The following is a 24,023-nucleotide window of genomic DNA, read 5'->3' on the forward strand; positions in this document are numbered from 1 at the left end:
CCGCGCACCCGCGCATGCAGATGTCGGAGCCACCTCACGCCGCAAGCGGGTCCGGCGCGCGGCCTCGCTGGAGCAGGACCGTCGTGCTGGTGCTGCTGAAACTCGCTTACCCCGTGCTGATCCTGTGTGCCTGGCGCTGGGATGCGCCGCGCCTCGTCGGCGGCATGCTGCTCGTCACCTTGTGGCTGCAGCGCTGGGCCGGCGGCGGTCCGGTCGCGATACCGCTGCGGCAGCTTTCCAGACTCGACTGGAGCGTGGTGGCGATGCTGAGCTGCGCGTCGGCGACGATCGTCGTCACCGATAGCGAACTGCTGCTGCGCTTCTATCCATTGCTCGTCAATCTCAGTTTGCTGTTCGCGTTCGGCGCGACCCTCGTGCGCGGGCCGTCAATGATCGAAAAATTCGCGCGCCTCGGCAGTCCCGATCTGCCGCCGGGCGCGGTGCGCTATACGCGGCGCGTGACCCAGGTGTGGTGCGCGTTCTTCGTGCTGAACGGCGCGTTTTCTGCCTATACCGCGCTCTATTGGAGCCGCGCGGCCTGGTCGCTGTACAACGGCGCGATCGCCTATGGGCTGATCGGCCTGCTGCTGGCGGGCGAATACGTGTGGCGACGCCTGTTCGTGCTGCCGCGCGCCGCGCGCGCGGATTCGGAGTCGGCCTGATGATCGCGTTGCATGACCTGTTGTCGGCCGATGCCGCGCTCGCGACGCCCGCCGCACCGGTGTGCCGCGACGGCGCCGTACTGCTCGATCGCGCGGCGTTCCGCGCGCGCGTCGCGGGCTTGATCGAACTCGTGCAGAAGCACGACGCGCGGCGCTGCGCGCTTTGTATCGACGATCCGTTCGAGTTCGCCTGCGCGTTGTTCGCGCTGTTCGCGTGCGGCAAGGAGCCGGTGATTCCTGCCAATGCAACGCCGGGCTATCTCGCCGATCTCGCGGATGCGTACGACTTTCTGCTCACGGACGCGGATCTGCCGCCGTTCGTCGCAGCGACGCATGTCGTCACGGCCAACACCGCGCAGCCGATCGACCCCCGCGCGCCTCTGACGCTCTATACATCCGGCAGCAGCGGCGCACCGAAGCCGATCCGCAAGACGCTCGCGCAATTCAACGCCGAAGTCCACACACTCGAACAGCAGTGGGGCGCATTGCTCGGCGACGCGACGATGCTCGCGAGCGTGCCGCATCACCACATCTACGGTCTGCTGTTTCGTGTGTTTTGGCCGCTCGCGGCGGGCCGCGCGTTCGATCGCGCAATCGGCATGGAGCCGCTGCAACTGCAGGCGCGCATCGCGCAATGCGGCGCGACGGCGGTGGTGTCGACGCCCGCGCAGCTGTCGCGCTGGCCCGCGTTGCCGGGCTTCGGCGCGCTCGCGCCCGCGCCGCGCGCGTTCTTTTCGTCGGGTGGCCCGCTCGCGGCCGACGCCGCGCAGGCCTATGCGGTGAGCTATGGCGCGGCGCCGCTCGAAATCTACGGCAGTACGGAAACCGGCGGGATCGCGTGGCGGCGTCAGGATCAGGGCGACGCGTGGCAGCCGGTCGCCGGCGCCGAGGTGCGCCGCGATGAGGACGGAGCGCTGTGCGTGCGCTCGCCGCATCTCAATCACGACGGCTGGCATCGCACGGGCGATCGGATCGCGTTCGATGCCGACGGGCGCTTCCATTTGCAAGGCCGCCTCGACCGCGTGCTGAAGCTCGGCGGCAAGCGCGTGTCGCTGCCGCAGATCGAGGCGCGTCTCGCGCTGCATCCGTATGTCGCGCAGGCGGCGCTGGTGCCGCTCGAAGGCGCGACGCGAGAGCGGGTCGGCGCAGTGATCGCGCTGACCGAAGAGGGCGGCGCGACATTGCGTGACGAAGGCCGCGTCGCGCTCGCGAAAACGCTGCGCCGGCATCTGGCCGATTACTTCGATGCGGTCGTGCTGCCGCGTCACTGGCGTTTTCGCGTGAGTTTGCCCTTCGACGCACGTGGCAAGCTGCCCGCAAGCGCGGTCGCGGCCGCGTTCGCGCCGCTCGCCGAGGGCATGGAAGTGCTGGCCGAAACGCGCGTCGGCAACACGCTGCACTTTGTGCTGCGCGTGCCGCCGTCGCTCCGGCATTTCGCCGGCCACTTTCCGGGCCTGCCGATTCTGCCGGGCGTCGTGCAGGTCGACTGGGCGGCGCGGCTCGCGGCCGGGCATTGGCCGCGGGTGCGCGCGGTGGCGTCGGTCGATCGCCTGAAGTTCATGGCGCCGGTGTCGCCCGGCGCGGTGCTCGAGCTCACGCTCGCCTACGATGCCGCGCGCCGGCGCGTGCAGTTCGCGTACCGGCTCGATGGACGCGAATGCGCGTCGGGCGTGCTCGTGCATCGGGAGGACGCGTGATGAAGTTCGCGCCCTGCATCGTCATTCCGATCTACAACCACAAGGACGCGATCGGCGCGACCGTGGCCAATCTCGCGCTGCACGGCTTGCCGATCTTCGTCGTCGATGACGGCAGCGACGAGCCGACCCAGCAGGTACTCGCCACGCTCGCGCTGCAATACGCGCAGCAGCTGACGCTGCTGCGTCTGGCCGAAAACGGCGGCAAGGGCGCCGCGGTGATGGCGGGCCTGCGCGCGGCACGCGCCGCGGGCTACACGCATGCGCTGCAGATCGACGCGGACGGCCAGCATGACGCGACCGACGTGCCGCGCCTCCTCGATGCCGCGCGCGCCGAACCCGGCGCGGTGATTCTCGGCCGTCCGGTGTACGACGACAGCGTGCCGAAGGCACGTCTGTACGGCCGCTATCTGACCCACGTGTGGGTGTGGGTCGAGACGCTGTCGCTGACGATCCGCGATTCGATGTGCGGCTTTCGTCTGTATCCGCTCGCGCTCGCGTGCGAGCTGATCGACAGCGTGCGGCTGCCGACGCGCATGGACTTCGACATCGAGATCCTCGTGCGTCTGCACTGGCGGCGCGCCGCGTTCCGCTCGATCCCGACGCGCGTAACCTACGCGGCCGACGGCGTGTCGCATTTCGACGTGCTGTGGGACAACGTGCGCATCAGCCGCAGCCATACGCGGCTCGTGTTCGGCATGCTGATGCGTCTGCCGATGCTGCTCGCGCACAAGCTGATGCCACGCCGTGGCGCGCTCGCCGACACAGCGCACGACTGTGCCGACGCACCCCGGCCCGAAGCCTGGTGGCGTATCGCCGAACGCGGCAGCCGGCTCGGCCTGAGCCTGCTCGCGCTGAGCTGCAAGTTGTTCGGCCGCCGCTTTACCGCGCTGTGGCTGCATCCGGTCGTCGCGTACTTTCTGGTGACGGGCCGCGCCGCGCGCGCCGCGTCGGGCAACTACTTCGCGCATCTGAACGCGGTCGCGCCGTCGGCGGAGATGCCGCGCCCGGGGTGGCTGTCCGCGTATCGCCATATGCTCGCGTTCGCGCAATCGGGCTTCGACAAGCTCGCCGCGTGGACCGGCCGCGTCGACGACACAGACGTGACGTTCGACGATCCCGCGGCATTCGAAGCATTGATCGCGAGCGGCAAGGGCGCGCTCGTGATCGGCGCGCATCTCGGCAATCTGGAGATGATGCGCGCGCTCGCGATCCGCGGCGATCACGCGAAGGTCACGGCGGTCGTCTACACCGAGCACGCGCGCCGCTTCAACGAGGTGCTGGCGGCGTCGAATCGCGAGTTCGCGCGGCATCTGCTCGAAGTCGGCGACTTCGGTCCCGAGACCGCGGTGCTGATGCAGCAGCGCATCGATGCGGGCGAACTGCTGGTGATCGTCGGCGACCGGGTGCCGGCGCGTGAGGAGGGGCGCACCACCGACGCGCAATTTCTCGGCGCGAGCGCGCCGTTCGCGCAAGGGCCCTACGTGCTGGCGCATGCGCTCGGCTGTCCGGTCTACCTGTTCTTCTGCCTGAAGGAACGCGACGGCTATCGCATGTACTTCGAGCCGTTCGCCGAGCGAATCGAGCTGCCGCGCCGTGATCGCGCGCGGCATCTGGCCGCGTGGGCGCAACGCTACGCGCTGCGCCTCGAACACTATTGCCGCAAGGCCCCTTATCAATGGTTCAACTTCTTCGATTTCTGGGCCAGCTCCGAGCGAGGCGCGAATGGCCGATCATGATCTGAACGATGTGCGACGCGCACGCGTTGTTGCGAATGCCGCTTGCGCCGCCGGCTGCACGCCGGTCGTCATCGGTGCGCGCCGACTGACGATCGAAGAGGTCGTCGCGATTGCGCGGCAGCGAGCGTCCGTCGCACTGAGCGACGATGCCGTATGGCGTGCGCGCATCGAGCGCGGCGCGGCGTTCCTGCGCCGCCAGTTGGCCGCCGGCGCGACCGTGTACGGCGTCAACACCGGTTATGGCGACGCCTGCGTGGTCGACGTGCCGATGGCGCTCGTCGAGGCATTGCCGCTGCAACTGACGCGTTATCACGGCTGCGGCATGGGCGCGTATCTCGACGATGCGCAAACCCTCGCCGTGATCGCCGCGCGTCTGAATTCGCTCGCGTATGGCTTTTCGGGCGTGCGCACGGTGCTGCTCGAACGCCTCGCGGCGTTGATCAATCACCGCGTGTTGCCGCGCATTCCGTCCGAGGGCTCGGTCGGTGCGAGCGGCGATCTGACGCCGCTGTCGTACTTGGCGGCGGCGCTCGCGGGCGAGCGCGACGTGCAGTACGCCGGCGCGTTGCGCGCGGCGCGCGACGTGTGGATCCAGCTTGGTGTCGAGCCGCTGACGCTCGCGCCGAAAGAGGGCCTCGCGCTGATGAACGGCACCGCCGTGATGACGGGTCTCGCGTGTCTCGCGGTGGCGCGCGCGGAGCACTTGACGCGGCTGGCCGCTCGTTTGACCGCGCTGGCGACCGTCGCGCTCGACGGCCGCGCCGCGCACTTCGACGCGGCGCTGTTCGACGTGAAGCCGCACGCGGGCCAGGCCGAAGCGGCCGCGTGGATTCGCGCCGATCTGGCCGGCCGCGCCGACACGCCCGGGCATCGTCTGCAGGACCGCTATTCGATTCGCTGCGCGCCGCATGTGATCGGCGTCGCGCGCGATGCGCTCGGCTGGGTGCGCCGCGACGTCGAAAACGAGCTGAACAGCGCGAACGACAATCCGCTCGTCGATCCCGACAACGAACGCATCTTGCACGGCGGCAACTTCTATGGCGGCCATATCGCGTTCGCGATGGATGCGCTGAAGGTCGCCGTCGCCAATCTGGCGGATCTGATGGACCGGCAGCTCGCGCTGCTGGTCGATATCAACTTCAACAATGGCCTGCCGCGCAATCTGTCGGGCGCGGCGCCCGCACGCTCGGCGATCAATCACGGTTTCAAGGCCGTGCAGATTTCGTCGTCCGCCTGGACCGCCGAGGCGCTGAAGAACACGATGCCCGCGAGCGTGTTTTCGCGCTCGACCGAAGCACACAATCAGGACAAGGTCAGCATGGGCACGATCGCCGCGCGCGACTGCCTGCGCGTGCTCGAATTGACCGAGCAGGTCGCCGCCGCGCACACGCTCGCGACGGTGCAGGCCGTGCATTTGCGCTTGCGCATCGATAGCGCGACGCCGGTGCCCGCGCCGCTGCGCGCATTCATCGACGACGTGGGCGCGCATTCGCCCTTCGTCGACGAGGACCGCGCGCTCGAAGGCGAGCTGCGCGCGCTGACAGCGCGCATTGCCGCGTGCGAACTGCTGGACATGATCGACGATCAGGAAGGAGTCAAGCTATGAGCGTGCCCGCGAAAACGCAGCACGTGCTCGCCGCGAGCGCGACCGTCGAAGTGCCGTTTCACGACGTCGACGCGATGAACGTGTGCTGGCACGGCAATTATCTGAAGTACTTCGAGCTGGGCCGCGCGGCGCTGTTGCGCGCGTTCGACTACGACTATCGCCAGATGCGGGCGTCCGGTTATCTGTGGCCGATCGTCGAGGCGCATCTGAAGTACGTGCGGGCCGCCGTGTATGGACAGAAGCTCGAAGTGCGCGCGCAACTGCTCGAATACGAAAACCGCCTGAAAATAGGCTACGAAATCGTCGATTGCGCATCGGGTGCGCGGCTCACGAAGGGCTATACGATCCAGGTTGCCGTCGATGCCGCCACCGAGGAATTGCAGTTCGTGTCGCCGCAGGTCGTATTCGACAAGCTGGAGCGCGTATGGGGACGATGAACCGACGTGCGTCCGTGTCGCGGATCGCGGGCGTGATCGGTATGATCGGCGCGACGTGCGTGCCTGGATGGGTGGCACCAGCGCATGCGGCAACGGCTAACACTGCGCCCGCCAACGCCGCGCTCGTCTCGCAGATCGCCGCGCATCTCGCGCAGCCCAAGGGCGTGCGCTCGCAATTCACGCAGACGCAGACGCTCGCCGCGATGAAGCAGCCGCTCGTCAGCAACGGCACGTTGCTGTTCTTCCGCGAGCGCGGCGTGATCTGGCAAATCGACACGCCGTACAAGGCCACCTACGTGATCACCGATGCGGGCGTCGTGCAGGTCGACGCCAGCGGCCGACGCGTAAGCACACATAGCGCGCAGGGCACGCGCGGCGTCGCGCAGGTGTCGAAGATGATGCGCGCGATGCTCGGCGGCGATCTGTCGGCGCTGTACTCGCAGTTCGACGTGAGTGCCGAAGGCAGCGCCGCGCAATGGCGCATGCGCCTCACGCCGAATCAACCGCAGCTCGCTCAATCGATCAAGGGCCTCGACATGAGCGGCGGCGCTTATCTGCAAAGCCTGCGCATCACGCTCGCGAACGGCGACGTGACGAAGCTCGAGTTCGCGAACAGCACGGCCGTCGCCGAGCCGACGCCGGACGAGCGCAGCCTGTTCGGAGCGCCGTGATGGAGATGCCGCAGCAGCGAGCCGCGAAACGCGCATGGGGCGTGCGCGCCGCATGGCTCGCGCTCGCGCTGCTGGCGGCGCTGTATTGCGGCTGGCGCTTCGCCGGGCCGTCACCACTCGAAACCAATCTGCTCGCGCTCTTGCCCGCAACCGAAGCGGACCCGGTCGCCGAAAAAGCGGTCGACACGCTCGCGAGCGCGCTCGGCGATCGCACCGTGCTGCTCGTCACGAGCCGCGACGATGCGCACGCGAAAGCGGCTGCGAAGCAACTCGGTGCGTCGTTGCGAAAGAGCGGCGCATTCGCGTCGGTGACGGCCGAACTGCCGCCGTTCGACCTGTCGCAGATCGCGGCGCTGTATCTGCCGTACCGCTTCGGCCTGCTCGCGCCGGCCGATCGCAGCGCGCTCGCGAGCGCCAGCGCGACGACGCTGCACGACATGCTCGCGCAGCGCGTCTACAGCCCGCTGCAAGGCGGCCTCAGCACGCAACTCGCCGACGATCCGTTCGGCTGGCTCGAACGCTGGCTCGGCGATCTGCCGCTCGCGGCCACGAATCTCGCAGTCGAGGACAACCTGCTGGTGTCGCATCGTCACGACGCGCAGGGCGATACGACCAGCGTGCTGATCGTCGCGACGCTGCCTGGCTCCGCTTATGAAACGAAGACGCAGCGCGCGGTACACGCGGCGCTCGCCGACGCGGAAAACACGTTGCGTCAGGCGTTCCCCGATGTATCGGTCGCGCGCACCGGCGCCGTGTTCTACGCCGAGGCTGCGCGCAGCGCTGCCGAACGCGAGGTGCACGTGATCGGCATCGCGTCGCTATGTGGCATCGCTCTGCTGATGATGTGGGTGTTCCGCTCGCCGCGTCTGTTGCTGCTCGGCTTCGTCTCGACCGCGCTCGGTATCGTGTGCGCGCTGGCGGCGACGCTGCTGATCTTCGGCAAGCTGCATTTGTTGACGCTTGTGTTCGGCGCGAGCCTGATCGGCGAAGCCGTCGACTATTCGATCCAGTATTTCGTCGTCTATCTCGGCGCGGGCCGCGACTGGGATGCGCGGCAGGGCGCGCGCAGCGTGCGGCCCGCGCTGAGCGTGGCGCTGGCGACGAGCCTGCTCGGCTACGCGATCCTAGTGTGGGTGCCGTTCCCCGCGTTGAAGCAGATCGCGTGCTTCGCAATGGTGGGCATCACGACCGCGTTCGCGTCGGTGCTGTGGCTGCTGCCCGCGCTGCTCACGCGCGCGCCGAAGCACAGCCCGCGACGCCTGTTCGCGGGCGCGGCGCGGCTGCTCGCGCGCTGGCAGCATGCGCTCGGCGGCAAGCGCGCGTTGCTGGTCGCCGCGCTGCTGCTGATCGCGTCGGTGCCCGGCTGGCTGCGGCTGAGCAGCGACGACGACATCCATCTGCTGATCCAGCGCGATGCGTCGCTGGCCGCGCAGGAAGACGCGGTGCGCGCGGCGGTCGGCGTCGATAACAGCGCGCAGTTTTTCGTCGTGCGCGGCGCGAGCGAGGAAGCGGTGCTGCAACGCGCTGAAGCGCTCGGCGCGAAGCTCGATGCGCTGAACGGCAGCGCGGATAGCGTCGGCGGCTATCAGTCGGTCGCGCAGTTCGTGCCGTCCGCGCAACGTCAGAGCGAAGATCGCGCGCTGCTTGCACGGCATGTGTTCGGCGACTCCGCCGCGTTGCGCGCGACGCTGCTGCAAGCGGGCTTCAAGGACGAAGTCGCCGAGGCGTGGCTCGCCGGCTTCGCCCGGCCGTCCGCGCCGCTGACCGTCGAGCGCTGGCTCGCGGCGCCTTGGTCGCAGCCGTACCGGCATTTGTGGCTCGGCGCGGTGGGATCGAACGACGCGAATCGGGCGCATGAAACAAGCTATGCGGCCGTCGTGATTCCGCAAGGCGTGACGCCGCGCAATGAACCCGCGCTGATCGCGCTCGCGCGCGGCCTGCCCGGCGTCGTGTTCGTCGACAAGGCCGCGAGCGTGTCGAAGCTGTTCGGTGCGTATCGCGTGGATAGCGGCTGGTGGCTGGGCGGCGCGCTCGTGCTCGTGTGCGTGCTGCTGATGGTGCGTTACGGTGCGCGCGGCGGTATCGCCACGACCTTGCCCGTGCTGTTCGCGGTCGGCGTCGCACTGGCGGTGTTCGGCTACGCGGGCGTGCCGCTCAATCTGTTCAACTGGCTCGCGCTGATGCTGGTGCTCGGCGTCGGCGCAAACTATGCGGTGTTCCTGCGCGAAGGCTGCGCCCGCGCGGACGCGGATCTCGGCGCGGTGTGGACCGGCGTGCTGCTGTCGGCGGCGACCACGTTGTTGTCGTTCGGCATGCTCGGCCTCAGTGCGATGCCCGCGCTCAGGAGTTTCGGCACCACGCTCGCGCTCGGCATCGCGGTTGCCGTGTTGCTCGCGCCTATCGGCATGCCATCGGCGAAGTCATCGGCTAAGTCATCGGCTAAGTCATCGGCGCAGTCATCGGCGCAGTCATCGGCGCAGTCATCGGCGCAGTCATCGGATAAATCATCGGATTCACGGAGAGCGGCATGAAAGCGCCAACAGTTTATTTGCACGCGCTCGGCATGATCAACGCGCTCGGTGGCGACGTCGGCCAGATCGTGCCGGCGCTCGCCGCCGCGAATTCGCCCGGCATGGGCAACGTGCATACCGGCATCGGCGACGCGTTCGTCGGCAGCGTGCTCGCGCCGCTCGATCTCGCGCCGCGCGCCGATCTCGCGCGCTACGACTGCCGCAACAACCGGCTGCTACTCGCGGCATTGGCGCAGATCGCGCCCGCGATCGAAGCCGCGCGCGAGCGCTATGGCCCGGAGCGGATCGGCGTCGTGCTCGGCACCAGCACGTCGGGCATCGAAGCGGCCGAAACCGCATTCGTCTATCACGCCCGAGCCGGCGAGCTGCCGGAGAGCTTCAACTACCGGCAGATGGAAATCGGCACCGCCGCGCCATTCGCGGCCGCCGCGCTCGGTGTGCACGGGCCGGCGTTTACGATTTCGACCGCGTGCACGTCGAGCGCGAAGGCGTTCGCGTCGGCGCGCCGGCTGCTGCAATTGCGGCTGTGCGATGCGGTCGTCGTCGGTGGTGTCGATTCGCTCTGCGAATTGACGGTGCAGGGCTTTGCGTCGCTCGAATCGACCAGCGGCACGCGCACCAATCCGATGAGCCGCAATCGCCGCGGCATCAACGTCGGCGAGGGCGCGGCCGTGTTCCTGATGAGCCGCGACGAAGCGGCGGTGCGGCTCGCGGGCGTCGGCGAATCGAGCGACGCGCATCATATTTCGGCGCCGGACCCGCAGGGCGTCGGCGGCGAACTCGCGCTTCGCGACGCGCTCGCGGACGCGGGCGTCGCGCCGTCGGCGGTCGGCTATGTGAATCTGCACGCAACGGCCACGCAGAAGAACGACGAAATGGAAGCGCATCTGATGGCGCGCGTATTCCCAGACGGCGTCGCCGCGAGCGGCACCAAGCCGTTGACCGGCCATCAGCTCGGCGCGGCCGGCGCGACCGAACTCGGCTTCGCGTGGCTCACGCTCGCGCACGAGAACGCGACGCTGCCGCCGCATCTGTGGGACGGCGAAGCCGATCCCGCGCTGCCCGCGCTCGATCTTGTCGCCGGCGCGCGCCATTTGCCGCGCGGCACGGGCACGCAGTACGCGATGAGCAATTCGTTCGCGTTCGGCGGCAGCAATGTCAGCCTGATCCTCGCCCGGTAAAGCGCATGACGACTCCGCCACTCACCATCGAGCAACTCGTGCGTCAGCCGATCGAAGCGATCATCCCGCATCGCGGCAGCATGCTGCTGCTCGATGCGATCGATACATTCGCCGACTCCGCGCTCAGCGCGTTCGCCCGCGTCGATCCGCACGCATGGTATGCCGACGCCGCCGGCGCAATGCCCGCGTGGATCGGCATCGAGGTGATGGCGCAGGCGATCGCCGCGCACATCGCGCTCGTCGCGATGCGCGGCGGCGGCCATGCGCGTCACGGCGTGCTGCTAGGTTCGCGCAGCTATCAGGCGTTGCAGCCGGTGTTCCAAAGCGGCGCGCGCTTGCGCGTTCACGTGAGCGAACTGCTGCGCAGCGACGCAGGTCACAGCGCCTACGAATGCACGATCGACGACGGCGAGACGCGCTGCGCCGAAGCCGTGATCAAGGTGTTTCAACCGCCCGATTTCCAGTCATTCATCGAAGGGAGTATCAGTACATGAGCCGGCGAGTTCTGGTTACCGGCGCAAGCCGCGGCATCGGCCGAGCGATTGCGTACAAGTTGGCCGCCGACGGTTTCGCCGTGACCGTGCATTGCCGCACCGGACGCAGCGAAGCCGACGCGGTCGCGACGGGCATCGCCGCCCAGGGCGGCACGGCGCGCGTGCTGCAGTTCGACGTGCGCGAGCGCGCCGCGTGCCGCGAGGCGCTCGAAGCCGACGTCGCCGCGCACGGTCCGTACTACGGCATCGTGTGCAGCGCGGGTGTCACGCGCGACGCGGCGTTTCCGGCGCTCACCGAAGAAGACTGGGACGTCGTGATCGAAACCGGCCTCGATGCGTTCTACAACGTCGTGCATCCGCTGACGATGCCGATGGTGCGCGCGCGTCAGGGCGGCCGCATCGTCACGATCGCTTCGGTGTCCGGCGTGATGGGCAATCGCGGCCAGGTCAACTACAGCGCGGCGAAGGCGGGGCTGATCGGCGCGACCAAGGCGCTCGCGGTCGAACTCGCGTCGCGCAATATCACCGTCAATTGCGTCGCGCCCGGGCTGGTCGAAACCGGCATGCTCGAACAGGTCACGGTCGACCACGCGTTGAAGACCGTGCCGATGAACCGCGTCGGCCAGCCGGCGGAGGTCGCGTCGGTGGTGAGCTTTCTGATGTCGGATGGCGCGTCGTACGTGACGCGCCAGGTGATCGGCGTGAACGGCGGGATGGTCTGATGAAGCGTGTCGTCATCACCGGCATGGGCGGCGTGACCGCGTTCGGCGATAACTGGGACGCGGTTCAAGCGCGCCTGAAGCGCGGCGAGAACGCGGTGCGCCGCATGCCCGAGTGGGACTACTTCGAGTCGCTGCATACGCGGCTCGCGTGTCCGCTGCCCGAGTTCGCAACCCCCGCGCATTACCCGCGCAAGAAGGTCCGCTCGATGGGCCCAGTGTCGCTGTACTCGGTGCGCGCGAGCGAACTTGCGCTCGCCGATGCGGGGCTCGCCGAAGACACGGCCATCGCCGACGGCCGCATGGGCGTCGCGTACGGTTCGTCGTCGGGCTCGGTGCAGCCGATCCGCGCGTTCGGCACGATGCTCGAAACCGGCTCGATGAGCAACGTCACGTCGAACAGCTACGTGCAGATGATGCCGCACACGGCCGCCGTCAACGTGAGCCTGTTCTGGGACCTCAAAGGTCGCATCATCCCGACCTCGTGCGCGTGCGCGTCGGGCAGCCAGGCGATCGGCTATGCGTACGAGGCGATCCAGTCCGGCAAACAGACGCTGATGCTGGCGGGCGGTGCGGAAGAGTTGTCGGGGCCGGCAGTCGCCGTGTTCGATACGCTGTACGCGACCAGCACGCGCAACGACGAGCCGCATCTGACGCCGCGTCCGTTCGATGCCGCGCGCGACGGCCTCGTGGTCGGCGAGGGCGCGGCGACGCTGGTGCTGGAAGAGTACGAGCACGCAGTGGCGCGCGGCGCGCGGATTCATGCCGAGGTGGTCGGCTTCGGCTGCAACTCGGACGGCGCGCACATGACGCAACCGACCGCCGACACGATGGCGCTCGCGATGCAGCTCGCGCTGCGCGACGCGCAATTGGCGCCCGAAGCGATTGCCTATGTGAACGCGCACGGTACGTCGACCGATCGCGGCGATATCGCCGAAAGCCATGCGACCGCGCAGACCTTCGGCGCGCGCACGCCGATCAGCTCGCTGAAAAGCTATGTCGGCCACACGCTCGGCGCGTGCGGCGCGATCGAAGCATGGTGGACGATCGAGATGATGAAGCGCAACTGGTACGCGCCGACGCTGAATCTCGATCACGTCGATCCGGCTTGCGCGCCGCTTGATTACATCGTCGGCGGCGCGCGCGAGATCGACGCGGAGTACGTGATGAGCAACAACTTCGCGTTCGGCGGCATCAACACGTCGCTGATTTTCCGGCGCGTTCGATGAGCGGCGGCCTGCAACGCGTGGTCGTGACCGGCATGGGCATCGTGTCGTGTCTCGGCAATACGCTCGACGGAGTTTCCACTGCATTGCGTGCGGGGCGCTCGCGCATCGAGCGTATCGACGCGTGGCGCGAGCGCGGGTTTGCATCGCAGGTTGCCGGCGTCGCGTCGGTCGCGCACGAGGCGCCGTTCGAGCGCAAGCTCGAGCGCTTCATGGGCGACACCGCGCGCTTCGCGTGCCACGCGGCGCAACGCGCGATCGCCGATGCGGGGCTCGACCTCGCTTCGTTGCAGTCGCCGCGCGCGGGCGTCGTGATCGGTTCGGGCGTCGGCACGTTAGCGAGCTACGACGCGGCGCTCGCAATTGCGCAAACGCGCGGCGTCGACAAGGTACCGCCGTACACGGTGCCGCAGGCGATGAGCAGCACCGCGTCGGCGAACGTCGCGCAGATGTTCGGGCTCGAAGGCGTCAGCTATTCGCCGTCGTCGGCATGCACCACGTCGGCGCTCGCGATCGGGCAGGCGATGCAGCTGATCCAGACCGGCCGCCAGCAGATCGTGCTCGCGGGCGGCAGCGAAGCGCTGCACGACAACACGACGCTGATGTTCGACGCGATGGGCGCGTTATCGCGCCGTTTCAACCACACGCCGCTGAGCGCATCGCGTCCGTATGACACGCAGCGCGACGGCTTCGTGATCGCGTCGGGCGGCGGCGTGCTGGTGCTCGAAGCGCTCGATCGTGCGCTCGCGCGCGGCGCGCGCATTTACGCGGAGCTGAGCGGCTTCGACGATTGTACCGATCCCGCGGGCATGGTCGCGCCGCGTGCGGCCGGCATCGGGCGCGCGATGCGCGGCGCGCTCGCGCAGGCGGGCCGCCGTCCCGACTACGTGAACGCGCATGCGCCGTCTACGCCGCTCGGCGATCTCGAAGAACTGCATGCATTGCGCGACGTGTTCGGTGCATCGGCGCAAGGCGTGCCCGCGTTTTCGTCGACCAAGGGCATGACAGGGCATTCGCTCGGCGCGTGCGGCGCGCACGAGGCGATCTATACGCTGCTGATGATGCGCGACGGCTTTATCGCGGGCACGGCGCTGGTCGATACGCCGGAGCCGCAAGTGCGTGACATGCCGCTCGTGCGCGTCACGCGGGACGCGCGCATCGACACGGCGATGTCGGTTTCATTCGGGTTCGGCGGTAGTTGCGCGAGCCTGATGTTCGAAGCGTGGCGCGGTCCGCATACGGCGCGGCCGCCCATGCAAACCGTTGGAGGAGTGATTTGAACAGCGATTCTTCAAAGCGGACAGTGGTCGACGTTGCGATCATCGGCGCGGGTCCGGCCGGCGCGGTAGCTGCCGCGCTATTGCGCAAGGCCGGCCGCTCGGTGCTAGTGCTGGAGCGTCAGCATTTTCCGCGCTTCTCGATCGGCGAGAGCCTGTTGCCGCAAAGCATGGCGTACCTCGAAGAGGCCGGCATGCTGCAGGCCGTCGTCGAGGCGGGTTTCCAGTACAAGAACGGCGCGTATTTCGTGTATCGCGACCAGACCTCGTCGTTCGACTTCCGCGACAAGCATTCGCCGGGCTGGGGCACCACGTACCAAGTCGAACGCGCGCTGTTCGACGACGTGCTGATTCGCTGCGCGGCCGCGCAGGGCGCCGACGTGCGCTTCGGCCACACGGTTAGCGCGGTGCGGACGGGCGCGGCGCCGGTGCTTGACGTCGCCGATGAAGCTGGGCACGCGTACCCGGTCGAAGCGCGTTTCGTGCTCGATGCGAGCGGCTTCGGGCGCGTGCTGCCGCGCCTGCTGAAGCTGGAGACCCCGACGCGCATGCCGACGCGCGCCGCATTGTTCACGCACGTGCGCGACGGCCTCGCGCTCGACGTCATCGATCGCAACAAGATCTGCATCGCGACGCATCCCGAGCGTCGCGACGTGTGGTTCTGGATGATTCCGCTCGCGGGCGGCCGTTCTTCGGTGGGGTGTGTCGCCGAGGCGAGCTTTCTCGACGTGCCGGAAGGCGAGCGCGAGGCGACGCTGCGAGCACTGATCCAGCATGAGCCGACGCTGAACCGGCTGATCGGACAGGCGCCGTTCATGATGCCGGTGCGGAGAATCGGCGGCTACGCGGCGAACGTCGCGAGTCTGCACGGGCCGGGCTATGCACTGCTCGGCAATGCGGGCGAGTTTCTCGATCCGGTGTTTTCGTCGGGGGTGACGATCGCGCTGCGCTCCGCGCATCTGGCGGCGCGCGCGCTGAACCGGCAGCTCGACGGCGAGAAGGTGGACTGGTCAGCCGCTTACGACGTGCCGTTGCGCAAGGGCATCGACACGTTCCGCGCGTTCGTCGAGCGCTGGTACACGGGCGAGCTGCAGGACATCATCTACTACCCGGAGCAGGTGACGCCGATCCGTCGGATGATCTGCGCGGTGCTCGCCGGTTATGCGTGGGACGAGTCGAATCCGTATGTCGCGGACCCGGCGCGGCGGCTCAACGCTTTGCACGAGGTGTGCAAGGCGGGCTGAGGCGCCGCCCAACCGAGCCATCCTCAGGCCGCGATCTTCGCGCGCCCTGGCACGTGCTGGCGCGCGTCGTCGCGGCGATGCACGCGCTTGCCGGCCGCATACGTTTCATACACCGCGCGATCGTCGCCGAGCAGCGCAAACGCGAACAACAACTCTTCGAGCGATTCGCGCCGCGCGGTGCGGCGCGCGAGCAGCGGCGTCGCCTGCGGATCGAGCACGACGAAATCCGCTTCCGAGCCGTCCCTCAGCGTGCCGACCTTGTCGCCGAGATCGAGCGCTTCTGCTGCGCCGGCGGTCGCCAGATAGAACATCCGCGTCGCCGTCAGATGATGGCCGCCGAGGCGCGCAACCTTATGCGCTTCGTTCATCGTCTGCAGCATCGAGAACGACGTGCCGCCGCCGACGTCGGTCGCGAGCGCGATCGGCATGCCGGCCGAGTCGGCCTTCTCGAAGTCGAACAGCCCGCTGCCGAGGAACAGGTTCGACGTCGGGCAGTGCGACGCGAGCGCGCCGGTTTGCGCCATGCGCTTGCGGTCTTCGTCGTCGAGGTAGATGCAATGGCCGTACACCGCGCGACGGCGCAAGAGGCCGTAGTGATCGTAGATGTCGAGATAGCTGCGGTGGCCGGGGAACAGCTCGGCGACCCATTTCACTTCGTCGGTGTTTTCCGCGACGTGGCTCTGGATGAACACGTCCGGATGCAGTCGCGCGAGCGCGCCGCATGCTTCGAGTTGCGCCTCGGTCGAGGTCGGCGCGAAGCGCGGCGTCAGCGCATACATCTGGCGGCTGCGATTGTGCCAGCGGCCGATCAGCTCGGCGCTGTCGTCGTAGCCAGATTGCGCGGTGTCGCGCAGGAACTCGGGGCAGTGGCGGTCCATCAGCACCTTGCCCGCGACCATGCGCAGATTGCGCGCTTCGCTCTCGGCGAACAGCGCATCGGCGGATTCCTTGTGCACCGTGCAGTACACGAGTGCGGTCGTCGTGCCGCAGGCGAGCAGTTCATCGACGAAAAAGCTCGCGGTGTCGCGCGCGTGGTCGATGTCGGCAAAGCGGCGCTCGGTCGGGAACGTGTACGTATCGAGCCACGGCAGCAGACCCGGCGCCGGCGACGCGATCATGTCCGTCTGCGGAAAGTGGATGTGCGTATCGATGAAGCCCGGCACGATCAGCTTGTCGCGTCGCTCCACGATCTGGGTGCCGGGCGCGAGCCGCGATGCGAGCGCCGCATACGCGTCGGCCGCGACGACGCGGCCGTCTTCGACGATCAACAGACCGTCCTCGTGAAACACAGCGGCGTTCGGCGCGTGCGCCGGATCGCCGTTGAAGGTCAGCAGCGGCGCACGGAATGCAGTTTGTGCCGCTTGCGCGGTATGAGCCGATTCAGTCATGGAAAAGCTGTCTCCGAATGTTGAAAGCTGGGCGGCGCAGGCAACGGTTTCCCGGTTCGGGGTCTTACCGATCCCCGAACGAAGCGAAACCGCTGGCCGCCGACGTCAGTCGAGGCCGGTCAGTTGAAATCCATTAACGCGTGGCTTGCTGCCGCCAGTGCGCGTCAAGCTTAGCGATCAGCATCGCGCGTTCCTCGGGCGTCACGAACGACGCCTCGAAGCCGTTGCGGATGATCGTGTAGACCTCGGCGTCGTCGAGCTTCAGCGCGTCGATCGTCGCCAGATAGTTCGCGTTCACGTAGCCGCCGAAATAGGCCGGATCGTCGGAATTGACGGTCACCGCGACGCCGCGATCGAGCAGCTCCTTCAGCGTGTGTTTGGTCAGGTCGTCGAACACGCATAGCTTCAGATTCGACAGCGGGCACACGGTGAGCGCGACGCGCGTGTCGGCGAGGCGCGTGACGAGCGCCGGGTCCTCGATGCTGCGCACACCGTGATCGACGCGGTCGACTTTCAGCACATCGAGCGCTTCGTAGATGTAGGACGGCGGGCCTTCCTCGCCCGCATGCGCGACGAGCTTCAGACCGAACGCGCGGGCCTTCGCGAACACGCGCTCGAACTTCGACGGCGGATGACCCCGCTCCGACGAATCGAGCCCGACGCCGATCAGCCGATGCTTGTACTGCTCGAAGAGGGGCAGCGCTTCGTCGAAGGTGGCGAGCGCATCCTCCTCGGACAGATGGCGCAGGAAGCACAGGATCAGCTTGCTCGTGATGCCGCGCTTTTCCGCGTCGGCCAGCGCGCGTTCGATGCCGGCCACCACGGTTGCGATCCGCACGCCGCGCTCGGTGTGCGTCTGCGGGTCGAAGAAGATTTCGCTATGCACGACGTTGTCGGCGACACAGCGCTCGACGTAGGCCATCGTCATGTCGTAGAAGTCCTGCTCGTGCAGCAGCACGCTCGCGCCCGCGTAGTAGATGTCGAGGAACGATTGCAGATCGGTGAACGCATAAGCCGCGCGCAAGGCTTCCACCGAGTCGTAGGCGAGCTTCACGCCGTTGCGCTGCGCGAGCGCGAAAATCAGCTCGGGTTCGAGCGAGCCTTCGATGTGGATATGCAACTCGGCCTTCGGCGCGCGCGCGGTTTTCTCGGCGAGCGTAGCGGTGGAAACGGGGGTAGCGGTTGTCGTATTCATGGTGATTTGGAATTGTGTATGGGGTAGTGAGCGGTGCGGCTCGCGGATCAGGCCGACTGCGTCGCGTGGCGCGCGCCCGCGTTCGCCTCGACCGCCTGCAATACCTGCGCGGCCGCCGAGATCGCGATGACCTCGGGCGACTTGTCGACGATGCCCTCGACGCCGAGCGGACACTTCATCCGCGCGATCCGCGCCGGATCGATGCCGTGCGCCGCGAGCCGGTGCTCGAACTGCTTGCGCTTGGTGTGCGAGCCGATCATGCCGAAGAACGCGAAATCGCCGCGCCGCAGGATGCGCTCGGCGAGGTCGAGATCGCGCGCGTGGTTGTGCGTCATCACGATGAAGTACGTGTTCGGCGCGGCCTGATCGATCGCTTCGTCGGGTGCGTCGTTCGCGTCGATCGTCACGTTCGGCGCATGCAGCGTATCGAGCGGCGGAAACTGCGCGTCGCGCTCGTCGACCCAGCGCACCGTGCAGGGCAGCGTCGCGAGCACGCGCACGAGCGCCGCGCCGACGTGACCGGCGCCGAACAGCACGACGGCGAATTCGCCCGGCGCGATGGTTTCGGTCAGCAACGCGCTGCTGTCGTCGAAACCGGCGCCGTCCCACAGCAGACAGTCGGCTCCGTCGATGCCGGGCTCGGGCTCGGACAGCATCACCGCATCCGGCGCGGGGCCGAATGATACGCTACGCACCGTCGATTGCCCCGCCGCGAGGCGCTTGGCGAGCGAGGCGAGCCAGCCGAGATCGCCGACGTCGAGCCGCTCGAATGCGAGGACCACGGCGCCGCCGCAGCACTGCCCGAGGCTCGGCCCCAGCGCGAAGCGTTCGAGCCGCCGCATGTGCGGTGCGCGCATGCCGTCGCGCAGCACCTGGCGCGCGGTCTCGATCGCCTTCCATTCGAGGTGGCCGCCGCCGATCGTATGCCTGGCCGCCTCGCGCGTGACGATCATCTTCGTGCCGGCTTCGCGCGGCGCCGAACCTTCGACGCGCGCGACCGTCACCAGCACGGCGGCGTCGCCATGCGCGAGCAGATGTTGCAGGTCAGTGAGCCAGGCTTGCATCCGGCGATTCTCCTTGCGGGGCCGCGTCACTTGTCGGCGCGGCGGGTGGCGTGTGGATGTCGGCGCTGTCGGGGTGCGCGGCGGCTTCGGTCGGATCTGCGTGCTGCGACGCGTCCGACGCGCTCAACGCGTCCAGCGCGTCGAGTATCGCCTCGGGCGTCGCGGGCGCGCGCAACAGCGGAGCATGTTGTGCGCCCGGCACCGCGGCTGCGATCGCGTCGCGAATCGCGAGAAACACCGAGAACGGCAGCAGCAACGGCGGCTCGCCGACGGCCTTCGAGCGGAACACGGTCGGCTCCGCATTGCTGTTGTCGTAGAGCCGCACGTGGAACGCGGCGGGCGTGTCGCTGACCGCGGGAATCTTGTATGTCGACGGCGCGTGCGTCATCAGGCGGCCGTCGCGGTTCCACCACAGCTCTTCGGTGGTGAGCCAGCCCATGCCCTGAATGAAGCCGCCTTCGATCTGGCCGAGATCGATCGCCGGATTGATCGATTGGCCCGCGTCGTGCAACACGTCCGCGCGCACGAGCTTCCACTCGCCGGTCAGCGTATCGACGACGACCTCCGACACCGCCGCGCCATACGCGAAGTAATAGAACGGATGACCGGTCAGCGTCTTCGCATCCCAATGCACTTTCGGCGTCGCGTAGAAGCCGTCCGACCACAACTGCACGCGCGCGAGATACGCGGCGTTGACGAGCTGTTCGAACGGCAGCGCGCCACCGTTCACCGCTACGCTGCCGCGCGCGAACTGCACGTCGCTCGCGTCGCCGCCGAGCTGGCGCGCCGCGACTTCGGCGAGACGTGCGCGGATCGTCTGCGCGGCCGCTTCGGCTGCCATGCCGTTCAGATCGCTGCCGGTGGAAGCCGCGGTCGCGGAGGTGTTGGCGATCTTCGACGTATCGGCCGCCGTCACCCGCACGCGCGATAGCGGCAAGCCGAACTGATTCGCGACCACTTGCGCGACCTTCGTGTTGAGCCCCTGGCCCATCTCGGTGCCGCCGTGATTGACGAGCACCGAGCCGTCCTTGTACACGTGCACGAGCGCACCGGCCTGATTCAGGAACGGCACGTTGAACGAGATGCCGAACTTGACCGGCGAGAACGCGAGGCCGCGTTTGAGCACGGGACTCTTCGCATTGAATTCGGCGAGCGCCGCGCGCCGCGCGCGGTAGTCGCTCGAAGCGAGCAGCGCGTCGGTCAGCGGCGCGATGATGTTGTCTTCGACACGCTGTCCGTACGGCGTCGTATCGCGCTCGCCAATGCCGTAGTAATTCGCGAGCCGTACGTCGAGCGGATCGAGCCGCAACTCGCGCGCGATGCCGTCGAGCAGCACCTCCATCACGAGCGCGCCCTGCGGTCCGCCGAAGCCGCGAAACGCGGTGTTCGACTGCGTATTGGTCTTGCAGCACAGCGCGACGATATCGACGTCGGGCAGGTAGTACGCGTTGTCGAAGTGGCATACGGCGCGCGTCGCGACCGCGCCCGACAGATCCGCGGAGTAGCCGGCGCGCAGCGCGATTTCGACGCGCACGCCGAGCAGGCGGCCCTGATCGTCGAAGCCTGCCTCGTATTCGTAGACCGCGTCGTGGCGCTTGCCGGTGATCAGGAAGTCGTCGTCGCGATCGGCGCGCAGCTTGACCGGCCGACGCAAGCGTTGCGCCGCGAGCGCGGCCACGCACGCGAATAGCGCCGATTGCGATTCCTTGCCGCCGAAACCGCCGCCCATGCGCCGGCATTCGCACACGACGTTATGCGCGGGCCAGTCGAGCATATGCGCGACCACCTGCTGCATTTCGCTCGGATGCTGCGTCGAACTGTAGACGAGCATGCCGTCCATCTCCTTCGGCACCGCATAGGCGATCTGGCCTTCGAGATAGAACTGCTCCTGGCCGCCGACCTCGAACGTGCCGGCCAGCCGATGCGGCGCGGCGGCGATCTTCGCGTCCGGATCGCCGCGCCGCAGATGCAGCGGCGGCAGCACGAACTGCTTCGCGGCTTTCGCATCGGCGGCGGTGAGGATCGCGTCGAGCGGCTCGTAGCGGATCACGTCGTCGCTTTTCGCGAGCGCGGCCGCGCGGCGGGCGAGTTCGTGAGTTTCGGCGATCACCGCGAAGACCGGCTGGCCCAGGTACAGCACCTCGCCGTCGGCGAGAATCGGATCGTCGTGCAGCACCGGGCCGCAATTGTTTTCGCCGGGGATATCGTCGGCGCTCAGCACCGCGATCACGCCGGGCGCGTTTCTGACCGCGGCGAGATCCATCGACACGATCCGCGCATGCGCATGGCGCGATAGGCCGAGCGCCGCGTGCAGCGTGCCGTGCAGCTCGGCGATATCGTCGGTGTAGGTCGCTTCGCCGCTCACGTGCAGCGCGGCGGATTCGTGCGGCAGCGGCACGCCGATCGACGCGCTGTCGCGATGTTCGGCACGCTCGACTGCGCGTTCCATAAAGGCATCGGTGCGGTTCATCACGGCGACTCCTTCGCGACGGCTGTGTCCGCTTCGAACGCGAACGCGTTGACATCGCAGAGCGCGAGCGGCGCGTCGTCGCGCGTTTCGAGGTAGAAGCGCCACAGCAGATTGCGCGCGACCTTCAGCCGATACGCGCTCGATGCGCGCATGTCGGTGAGCGGCTGGTAGTCGGCGGCGAGCGCGTCCATCGCGCGACGGGCGGTTTGTTCGTTCCACGCCGCACCGTCGAGCACGGCTTCGGCATGCGCGGCGCGCTTCGGTGTCGCCGCCATGCCGCCGAACGCGACGCGCGCCGCGCGGATCGTGCCGTCTTGCGCGACGTGCAGCGCAAACGCCGCGCACACCGCCGAGATGTCCTGGTCGTAACGCTTCGCCACCTTGTAGGTGCGAAACCGCAGCGCGCCTGCCGGGCGCGGCACGCGCAGCGCGCTGACGAATTCGCCGGCCGCGAGCGCGGTCTTCTGATAGCCGAGGTAGAACGCGTCGAGCGGCAGCGTGCGGGTCGTACGATCGCGGCGCAGTTCGACCTCGGCGCCGAGCGCGAGCAGTGCCGGCATCGAATCGCCGATCGGCGAGCCGTTCGCGACGTTGCCGCCGAGCGTGCCCGCATTGCGGATCGGCAGCGAGGCGAAGCGCGTCCATAGTTCGGCGAGCTCGGGGTAGTCGGCGGTGAGCGCCGCGTACGCGTCTTCGAGCGTGACCGCCGCGCCGATCGTCAGCGTTTGCGCGTCGCGCGCGATCGTCTTCAACTCGGCGACGTTGCCGATGTACAGCAGGTCGCCGAGATCGCGAAACTGCTTGGTGACCCACAAGCCGACGTCGGTGCTGCCCGCGACGATGCGCGCGTGCGGATGCTGCGCGCGCAGCGTCGCGAACGCGTCGAGCGTGAGCGGGGCGTGGAAGGTGGGCGAGCCGAACGCGGCGCCACGGGTGTCGGGCGCGCTGTATTCGAAAGTGTCTTTGCGTTGCAGCGTGCGCAACGTGGCCGCGATCGCATCGCGGTCGAGCGCGACGCGCGGATGCTGCGCGTAGTCGAACATCTTCTGCGCGGCATCGATGATCGGCCGGTAGCCGGTGCAGCGGCACAGATTGCCGGACAGCGCGGCGTCGATTTCGTCGCGGGTCGGCAGGCCTGCGCTGGCGGGCTGGTTCTCGTAGAGCGCCCACATCGACATCGCGAAGCCGGGTGTGCAGAAGCCGCATTGCGAACCGTGACAGTCGACCAGCGCCTGCTGCACCGGATGCAGCGCGCCGTTCGCGGCGCGCAGGTCTTCGACGGTGAAGAGGGCGCGGCCGTCGAGCGTCGGCAGGAACTGGATGCAGGCGTTGACCGCCTTCAGAGTGAGCTCGCCGCGCGCGTCGAGTTCGCCGATCACGACTGTGCACGCGCCGCAGTCGCCCTCCGCGCAGCCTTCCTTGGTGCCGGTGCAGCGCAGATCCTCGCGCAGGTGCTGCAGCACGGTGCGCGCCGCCGGAACGCCCGCGACCTCGCGGACGGACCCCTGGTGATAGAAGCGGATGGTTTGCGTTGTCATGGCGGATCGGAAGACAGTGCGGACCGGGCGCGCGTTACGCATGGGGTCGCAAAAGCCGGCCTCGCGCACGTAGATCGCCATCCATACCCGAAGATAGCACTACCCCGGCCCGAAAATATTTCCCGCGTCGCATGAAGCTCATGCGGCGGCGATCATGATCCTGGTACGATTCGCGCGGCAGCGAGAAGTTGCGTGCGCGGGGCGGGGAGCGACGACAATGATGCGCGATCGGTGGACATCGCGCAGAAAAAAACGCCGGACTCCGGTGGCCCAAGCATGGGCGACACGAAGTCCGGCGTCATTGGCAATGCGGATCGGTCGTCAGGACACCCGATGGCGATTGCGCACCAGGCTCAGCACCAGCGCGACGAACGCGACGATGAACGCGACCCCCGACCACATTGGCAGCGTCAGCCCGAGAATCGGCGGATATGCGGTTTCGCACATGCCCGCGACCTTGAACACGCTCGGCAGCCAGTGCGCGGGCGGCAGGCTGTCAACGATCGGCTGCAGTTCGTCGAAGCCGCAGCTGAAGCCAGGATTCGCCTGGATGTACACATGGCGCGCGGCGGTCGCGATGCCGGCGAGCGCCGACAGCGCCGCCATCACTTCGAGCAGGCGCACGCCGCGCCAGTTCTTGAAGCGCGCGCCGAGGAACGCGAAGATCGCGATCAGCAGAAAGAAATAGCGCTGGATGATGCACAGCGGACACGGGTCTTCGCGCAGGCCGAACTGCAGGTACAGCGCACCGCCCACGAGGGCGAGACAGATCAGGCCGAGCAGATTCAGCAGGGTGCGCTCGCGGCGCAGCATCGCGGAGTCGTTAGTCATGGATCTTCGATTGGTCTGGAGACGGTAGAGCGGGTGCCGGCGATTCTAGCGCGAAC

At 68.0% G+C, this 24,023-nt stretch carries 19 protein-coding genes; 13 read left to right on the forward strand and 6 right to left on the reverse strand.

The genetic code is table 11. The annotated features are described in order from the left end of the window. Nucleotides 1–20 precede the first annotated feature (20 nt). From AB3X86_RS15260 to AB3X86_RS15320, 13 genes are read left to right on the forward strand one after another with little or no spacing between them, the layout of a single operon-like run. Complete coding sequence (locus AB3X86_RS15260) at nt 21–662, forward strand: hypothetical protein (protein ID WP_368596574.1); 642 nt, start codon at nt 21–23, stop codon at nt 660–662. Next, nucleotides 662–2,359 carry an AMP-binding protein gene (locus AB3X86_RS15265; protein ID WP_368596575.1) on the forward strand — a complete coding sequence of 566 codons (1,698 nt, stop codon included), beginning with the start codon at nt 662–664 and terminating at the stop codon, nt 2,357–2,359. The genes AB3X86_RS15260 and AB3X86_RS15265 overlap by 1 nt, the downstream gene beginning before the upstream one ends. Continuing rightward, a complete protein-coding gene (locus AB3X86_RS15270) occupies nt 2,359–4,095 on the forward strand; it encodes a glycosyltransferase (protein ID WP_368596576.1) in 1,737 nt (578 codons plus the stop codon). The genes AB3X86_RS15265 and AB3X86_RS15270 overlap by 1 nt, the downstream gene beginning before the upstream one ends. Beyond that, nucleotides 4,082–5,701 carry a histidine ammonia-lyase gene (gene hutH / locus AB3X86_RS15275; protein ID WP_368596577.1) on the forward strand — a complete coding sequence of 540 codons (1,620 nt, stop codon included), beginning with the start codon at nt 4,082–4,084 and terminating at the stop codon, nt 5,699–5,701. Before AB3X86_RS15270 ends, hutH begins: the two co-directional genes overlap by 14 nt. Then, nucleotides 5,698–6,138, forward strand: coding sequence for a thioesterase family protein (locus AB3X86_RS15280; protein WP_176105345.1), 441 nt, complete (start codon nt 5,698–5,700; stop codon nt 6,136–6,138). Before hutH ends, AB3X86_RS15280 begins: the two co-directional genes overlap by 4 nt. Then, entirely contained in the window at nt 6,126–6,809 is a 684-nt protein-coding gene (locus tag AB3X86_RS15285; RefSeq protein ID WP_368596578.1) for an outer membrane lipoprotein carrier protein LolA, read from the forward strand. Before AB3X86_RS15280 ends, AB3X86_RS15285 begins: the two co-directional genes overlap by 13 nt. Further along, on the forward strand, nt 6,809–9,340 hold the full coding sequence (locus AB3X86_RS15290) for an MMPL family transporter (RefSeq protein ID WP_368596579.1): 2,532 nt from the start codon (nt 6,809–6,811) through the stop codon (nt 9,338–9,340). The genes AB3X86_RS15285 and AB3X86_RS15290 overlap by 1 nt, the downstream gene beginning before the upstream one ends. Then, nucleotides 9,337–10,521, forward strand: a complete 1,185-nt coding sequence (locus AB3X86_RS15295; RefSeq protein WP_368596580.1) for a beta-ketoacyl-[acyl-carrier-protein] synthase family protein — start codon at nt 9,337–9,339, stop codon at nt 10,519–10,521. Before AB3X86_RS15290 ends, AB3X86_RS15295 begins: the two co-directional genes overlap by 4 nt. 5 nt (nt 10,522–10,526) lie before the next feature. Next, on the forward strand, nt 10,527–11,015 hold the full coding sequence (locus tag AB3X86_RS15300) for a hotdog family protein (RefSeq protein WP_368596581.1): 489 nt from the start codon (nt 10,527–10,529) through the stop codon (nt 11,013–11,015). Then, entirely contained in the window at nt 11,012–11,737 is a 726-nt protein-coding gene (locus tag AB3X86_RS15305) for a 3-ketoacyl-ACP reductase FabG2 (protein ID WP_368596582.1), read from the forward strand. Before AB3X86_RS15300 ends, AB3X86_RS15305 begins: the two co-directional genes overlap by 4 nt. Beyond that, nucleotides 11,737–12,963, forward strand: coding sequence for a beta-ketoacyl-ACP synthase (locus AB3X86_RS15310; protein ID WP_368596583.1), 1,227 nt, complete (start codon nt 11,737–11,739; stop codon nt 12,961–12,963). The genes AB3X86_RS15305 and AB3X86_RS15310 overlap by 1 nt, the downstream gene beginning before the upstream one ends. After that, nucleotides 12,960–14,240, forward strand: coding sequence for a beta-ketoacyl synthase (locus AB3X86_RS15315; protein WP_368596584.1), 1,281 nt, complete (start codon nt 12,960–12,962; stop codon nt 14,238–14,240). Before AB3X86_RS15310 ends, AB3X86_RS15315 begins: the two co-directional genes overlap by 4 nt. Beyond that, entirely contained in the window at nt 14,237–15,481 is a 1,245-nt protein-coding gene (locus AB3X86_RS15320) for an NAD(P)/FAD-dependent oxidoreductase (RefSeq protein WP_368596585.1), read from the forward strand. Before AB3X86_RS15315 ends, AB3X86_RS15320 begins: the two co-directional genes overlap by 4 nt. A 23-nt stretch (nt 15,482–15,504) precedes the next feature. Here the strand turns inward: AB3X86_RS15320 and guaD are convergent, their stop codons facing one another. From guaD to AB3X86_RS15350, 6 genes are all read right to left on the reverse strand, one after another. Then, nucleotides 15,505–16,869: a guanine deaminase gene (guaD, locus tag AB3X86_RS15325; RefSeq protein WP_368596586.1), complete on the reverse strand. Its 1,365-nt coding sequence runs from the start codon at nt 16,867–16,869 to the stop codon at nt 15,505–15,507. Nucleotides 16,870–17,002: 133 nt separating this feature from the next. After that, entirely contained in the window at nt 17,003–18,064 is a 1,062-nt protein-coding gene (locus AB3X86_RS15330) for an adenosine deaminase (protein WP_368596587.1), read from the reverse strand. Nucleotides 18,065–18,111: 47 nt separating this feature from the next. After that, nucleotides 18,112–19,128: a xanthine dehydrogenase accessory protein XdhC gene (gene xdhC, locus AB3X86_RS15335; protein WP_368596588.1), complete on the reverse strand. Its 1,017-nt coding sequence runs from the start codon at nt 19,126–19,128 to the stop codon at nt 18,112–18,114. Then, nucleotides 19,109–21,598 (reverse strand): xanthine dehydrogenase molybdopterin binding subunit, encoded by a 2,490-nt coding sequence (gene xdhB, locus AB3X86_RS15340; RefSeq protein ID WP_368596589.1) that lies wholly within the window; start codon nt 21,596–21,598, stop codon nt 19,109–19,111. The genes xdhC and xdhB overlap by 20 nt, the downstream gene beginning before the upstream one ends. Next, a complete protein-coding gene (gene xdhA / locus AB3X86_RS15345) occupies nt 21,598–23,136 on the reverse strand; it encodes a xanthine dehydrogenase small subunit (protein ID WP_368596590.1) in 1,539 nt (512 codons plus the stop codon). Before xdhA ends, xdhB begins: the two co-directional genes overlap by 1 nt. Nucleotides 23,137–23,457: 321 nt before the next feature. Continuing rightward, on the reverse strand, nt 23,458–23,967 hold the full coding sequence (locus tag AB3X86_RS15350; RefSeq protein WP_368596591.1) for a disulfide bond formation protein B: 510 nt from the start codon (nt 23,965–23,967) through the stop codon (nt 23,458–23,460). Between the last annotated feature and the right edge of the window lie 56 nt (nt 23,968–24,023).

This window comes from Paraburkholderia sp. BR14374 (assembly GCF_040948685.1).
In the GTDB taxonomy this organism is placed as follows: Bacteria; Pseudomonadota; Gammaproteobacteria; order Burkholderiales; family Burkholderiaceae; genus Paraburkholderia; species Paraburkholderia youngii.

Excerpts from the sequence above, each read along its gene's own strand:
- AB3X86_RS15290 (WP_368596579.1), top strand. The coding sequence starts at position 6,809 with ATGGAGATGCCGCAGCAGCGAGCCGCGAAACGCGCATGGGGCGTGCGC.
- xdhC (WP_368596588.1), bottom strand. The coding sequence starts at position 19,128 with ATGCAAGCCTGGCTCACTGACCTGCAACATCTGCTCGCGCATGGCGAC.
- AB3X86_RS15295 (WP_368596580.1), top strand. The coding sequence starts at position 9,337 with ATGAAAGCGCCAACAGTTTATTTGCACGCGCTCGGCATGATCAACGCG.
- AB3X86_RS15285 (WP_368596578.1), top strand. The coding sequence starts at position 6,126 with ATGGGGACGATGAACCGACGTGCGTCCGTGTCGCGGATCGCGGGCGTG.
- AB3X86_RS15265 (WP_368596575.1), top strand. The coding sequence starts at position 662 with ATGATCGCGTTGCATGACCTGTTGTCGGCCGATGCCGCGCTCGCGACG.
- AB3X86_RS15270 (WP_368596576.1), top strand. The coding sequence starts at position 2,359 with ATGAAGTTCGCGCCCTGCATCGTCATTCCGATCTACAACCACAAGGAC.
- guaD (WP_368596586.1), bottom strand. The coding sequence starts at position 16,869 with ATGACTGAATCGGCTCATACCGCGCAAGCGGCACAAACTGCATTCCGT.
- AB3X86_RS15310 (WP_368596583.1), top strand. The coding sequence starts at position 11,737 with ATGAAGCGTGTCGTCATCACCGGCATGGGCGGCGTGACCGCGTTCGGC.
- AB3X86_RS15260 (WP_368596574.1), top strand. The coding sequence starts at position 21 with ATGTCGGAGCCACCTCACGCCGCAAGCGGGTCCGGCGCGCGGCCTCGC.
- AB3X86_RS15350 (WP_368596591.1), bottom strand. The coding sequence starts at position 23,967 with ATGACTAACGACTCCGCGATGCTGCGCCGCGAGCGCACCCTGCTGAAT.
- hutH (WP_368596577.1), top strand. The coding sequence starts at position 4,082 with ATGGCCGATCATGATCTGAACGATGTGCGACGCGCACGCGTTGTTGCG.
- AB3X86_RS15315 (WP_368596584.1), top strand. The coding sequence starts at position 12,960 with ATGAGCGGCGGCCTGCAACGCGTGGTCGTGACCGGCATGGGCATCGTG.
- AB3X86_RS15300 (WP_368596581.1), top strand. The coding sequence starts at position 10,527 with ATGACGACTCCGCCACTCACCATCGAGCAACTCGTGCGTCAGCCGATC.
- AB3X86_RS15280 (WP_176105345.1), top strand. The coding sequence starts at position 5,698 with ATGAGCGTGCCCGCGAAAACGCAGCACGTGCTCGCCGCGAGCGCGACC.
- AB3X86_RS15330 (WP_368596587.1), bottom strand. The coding sequence starts at position 18,064 with ATGAATACGACAACCGCTACCCCCGTTTCCACCGCTACGCTCGCCGAG.
- xdhB (WP_368596589.1), bottom strand. The coding sequence starts at position 21,598 with ATGAACCGCACCGATGCCTTTATGGAACGCGCAGTCGAGCGTGCCGAA.
- AB3X86_RS15305 (WP_368596582.1), top strand. The coding sequence starts at position 11,012 with ATGAGCCGGCGAGTTCTGGTTACCGGCGCAAGCCGCGGCATCGGCCGA.
- xdhA (WP_368596590.1), bottom strand. The coding sequence starts at position 23,136 with ATGACAACGCAAACCATCCGCTTCTATCACCAGGGGTCCGTCCGCGAG.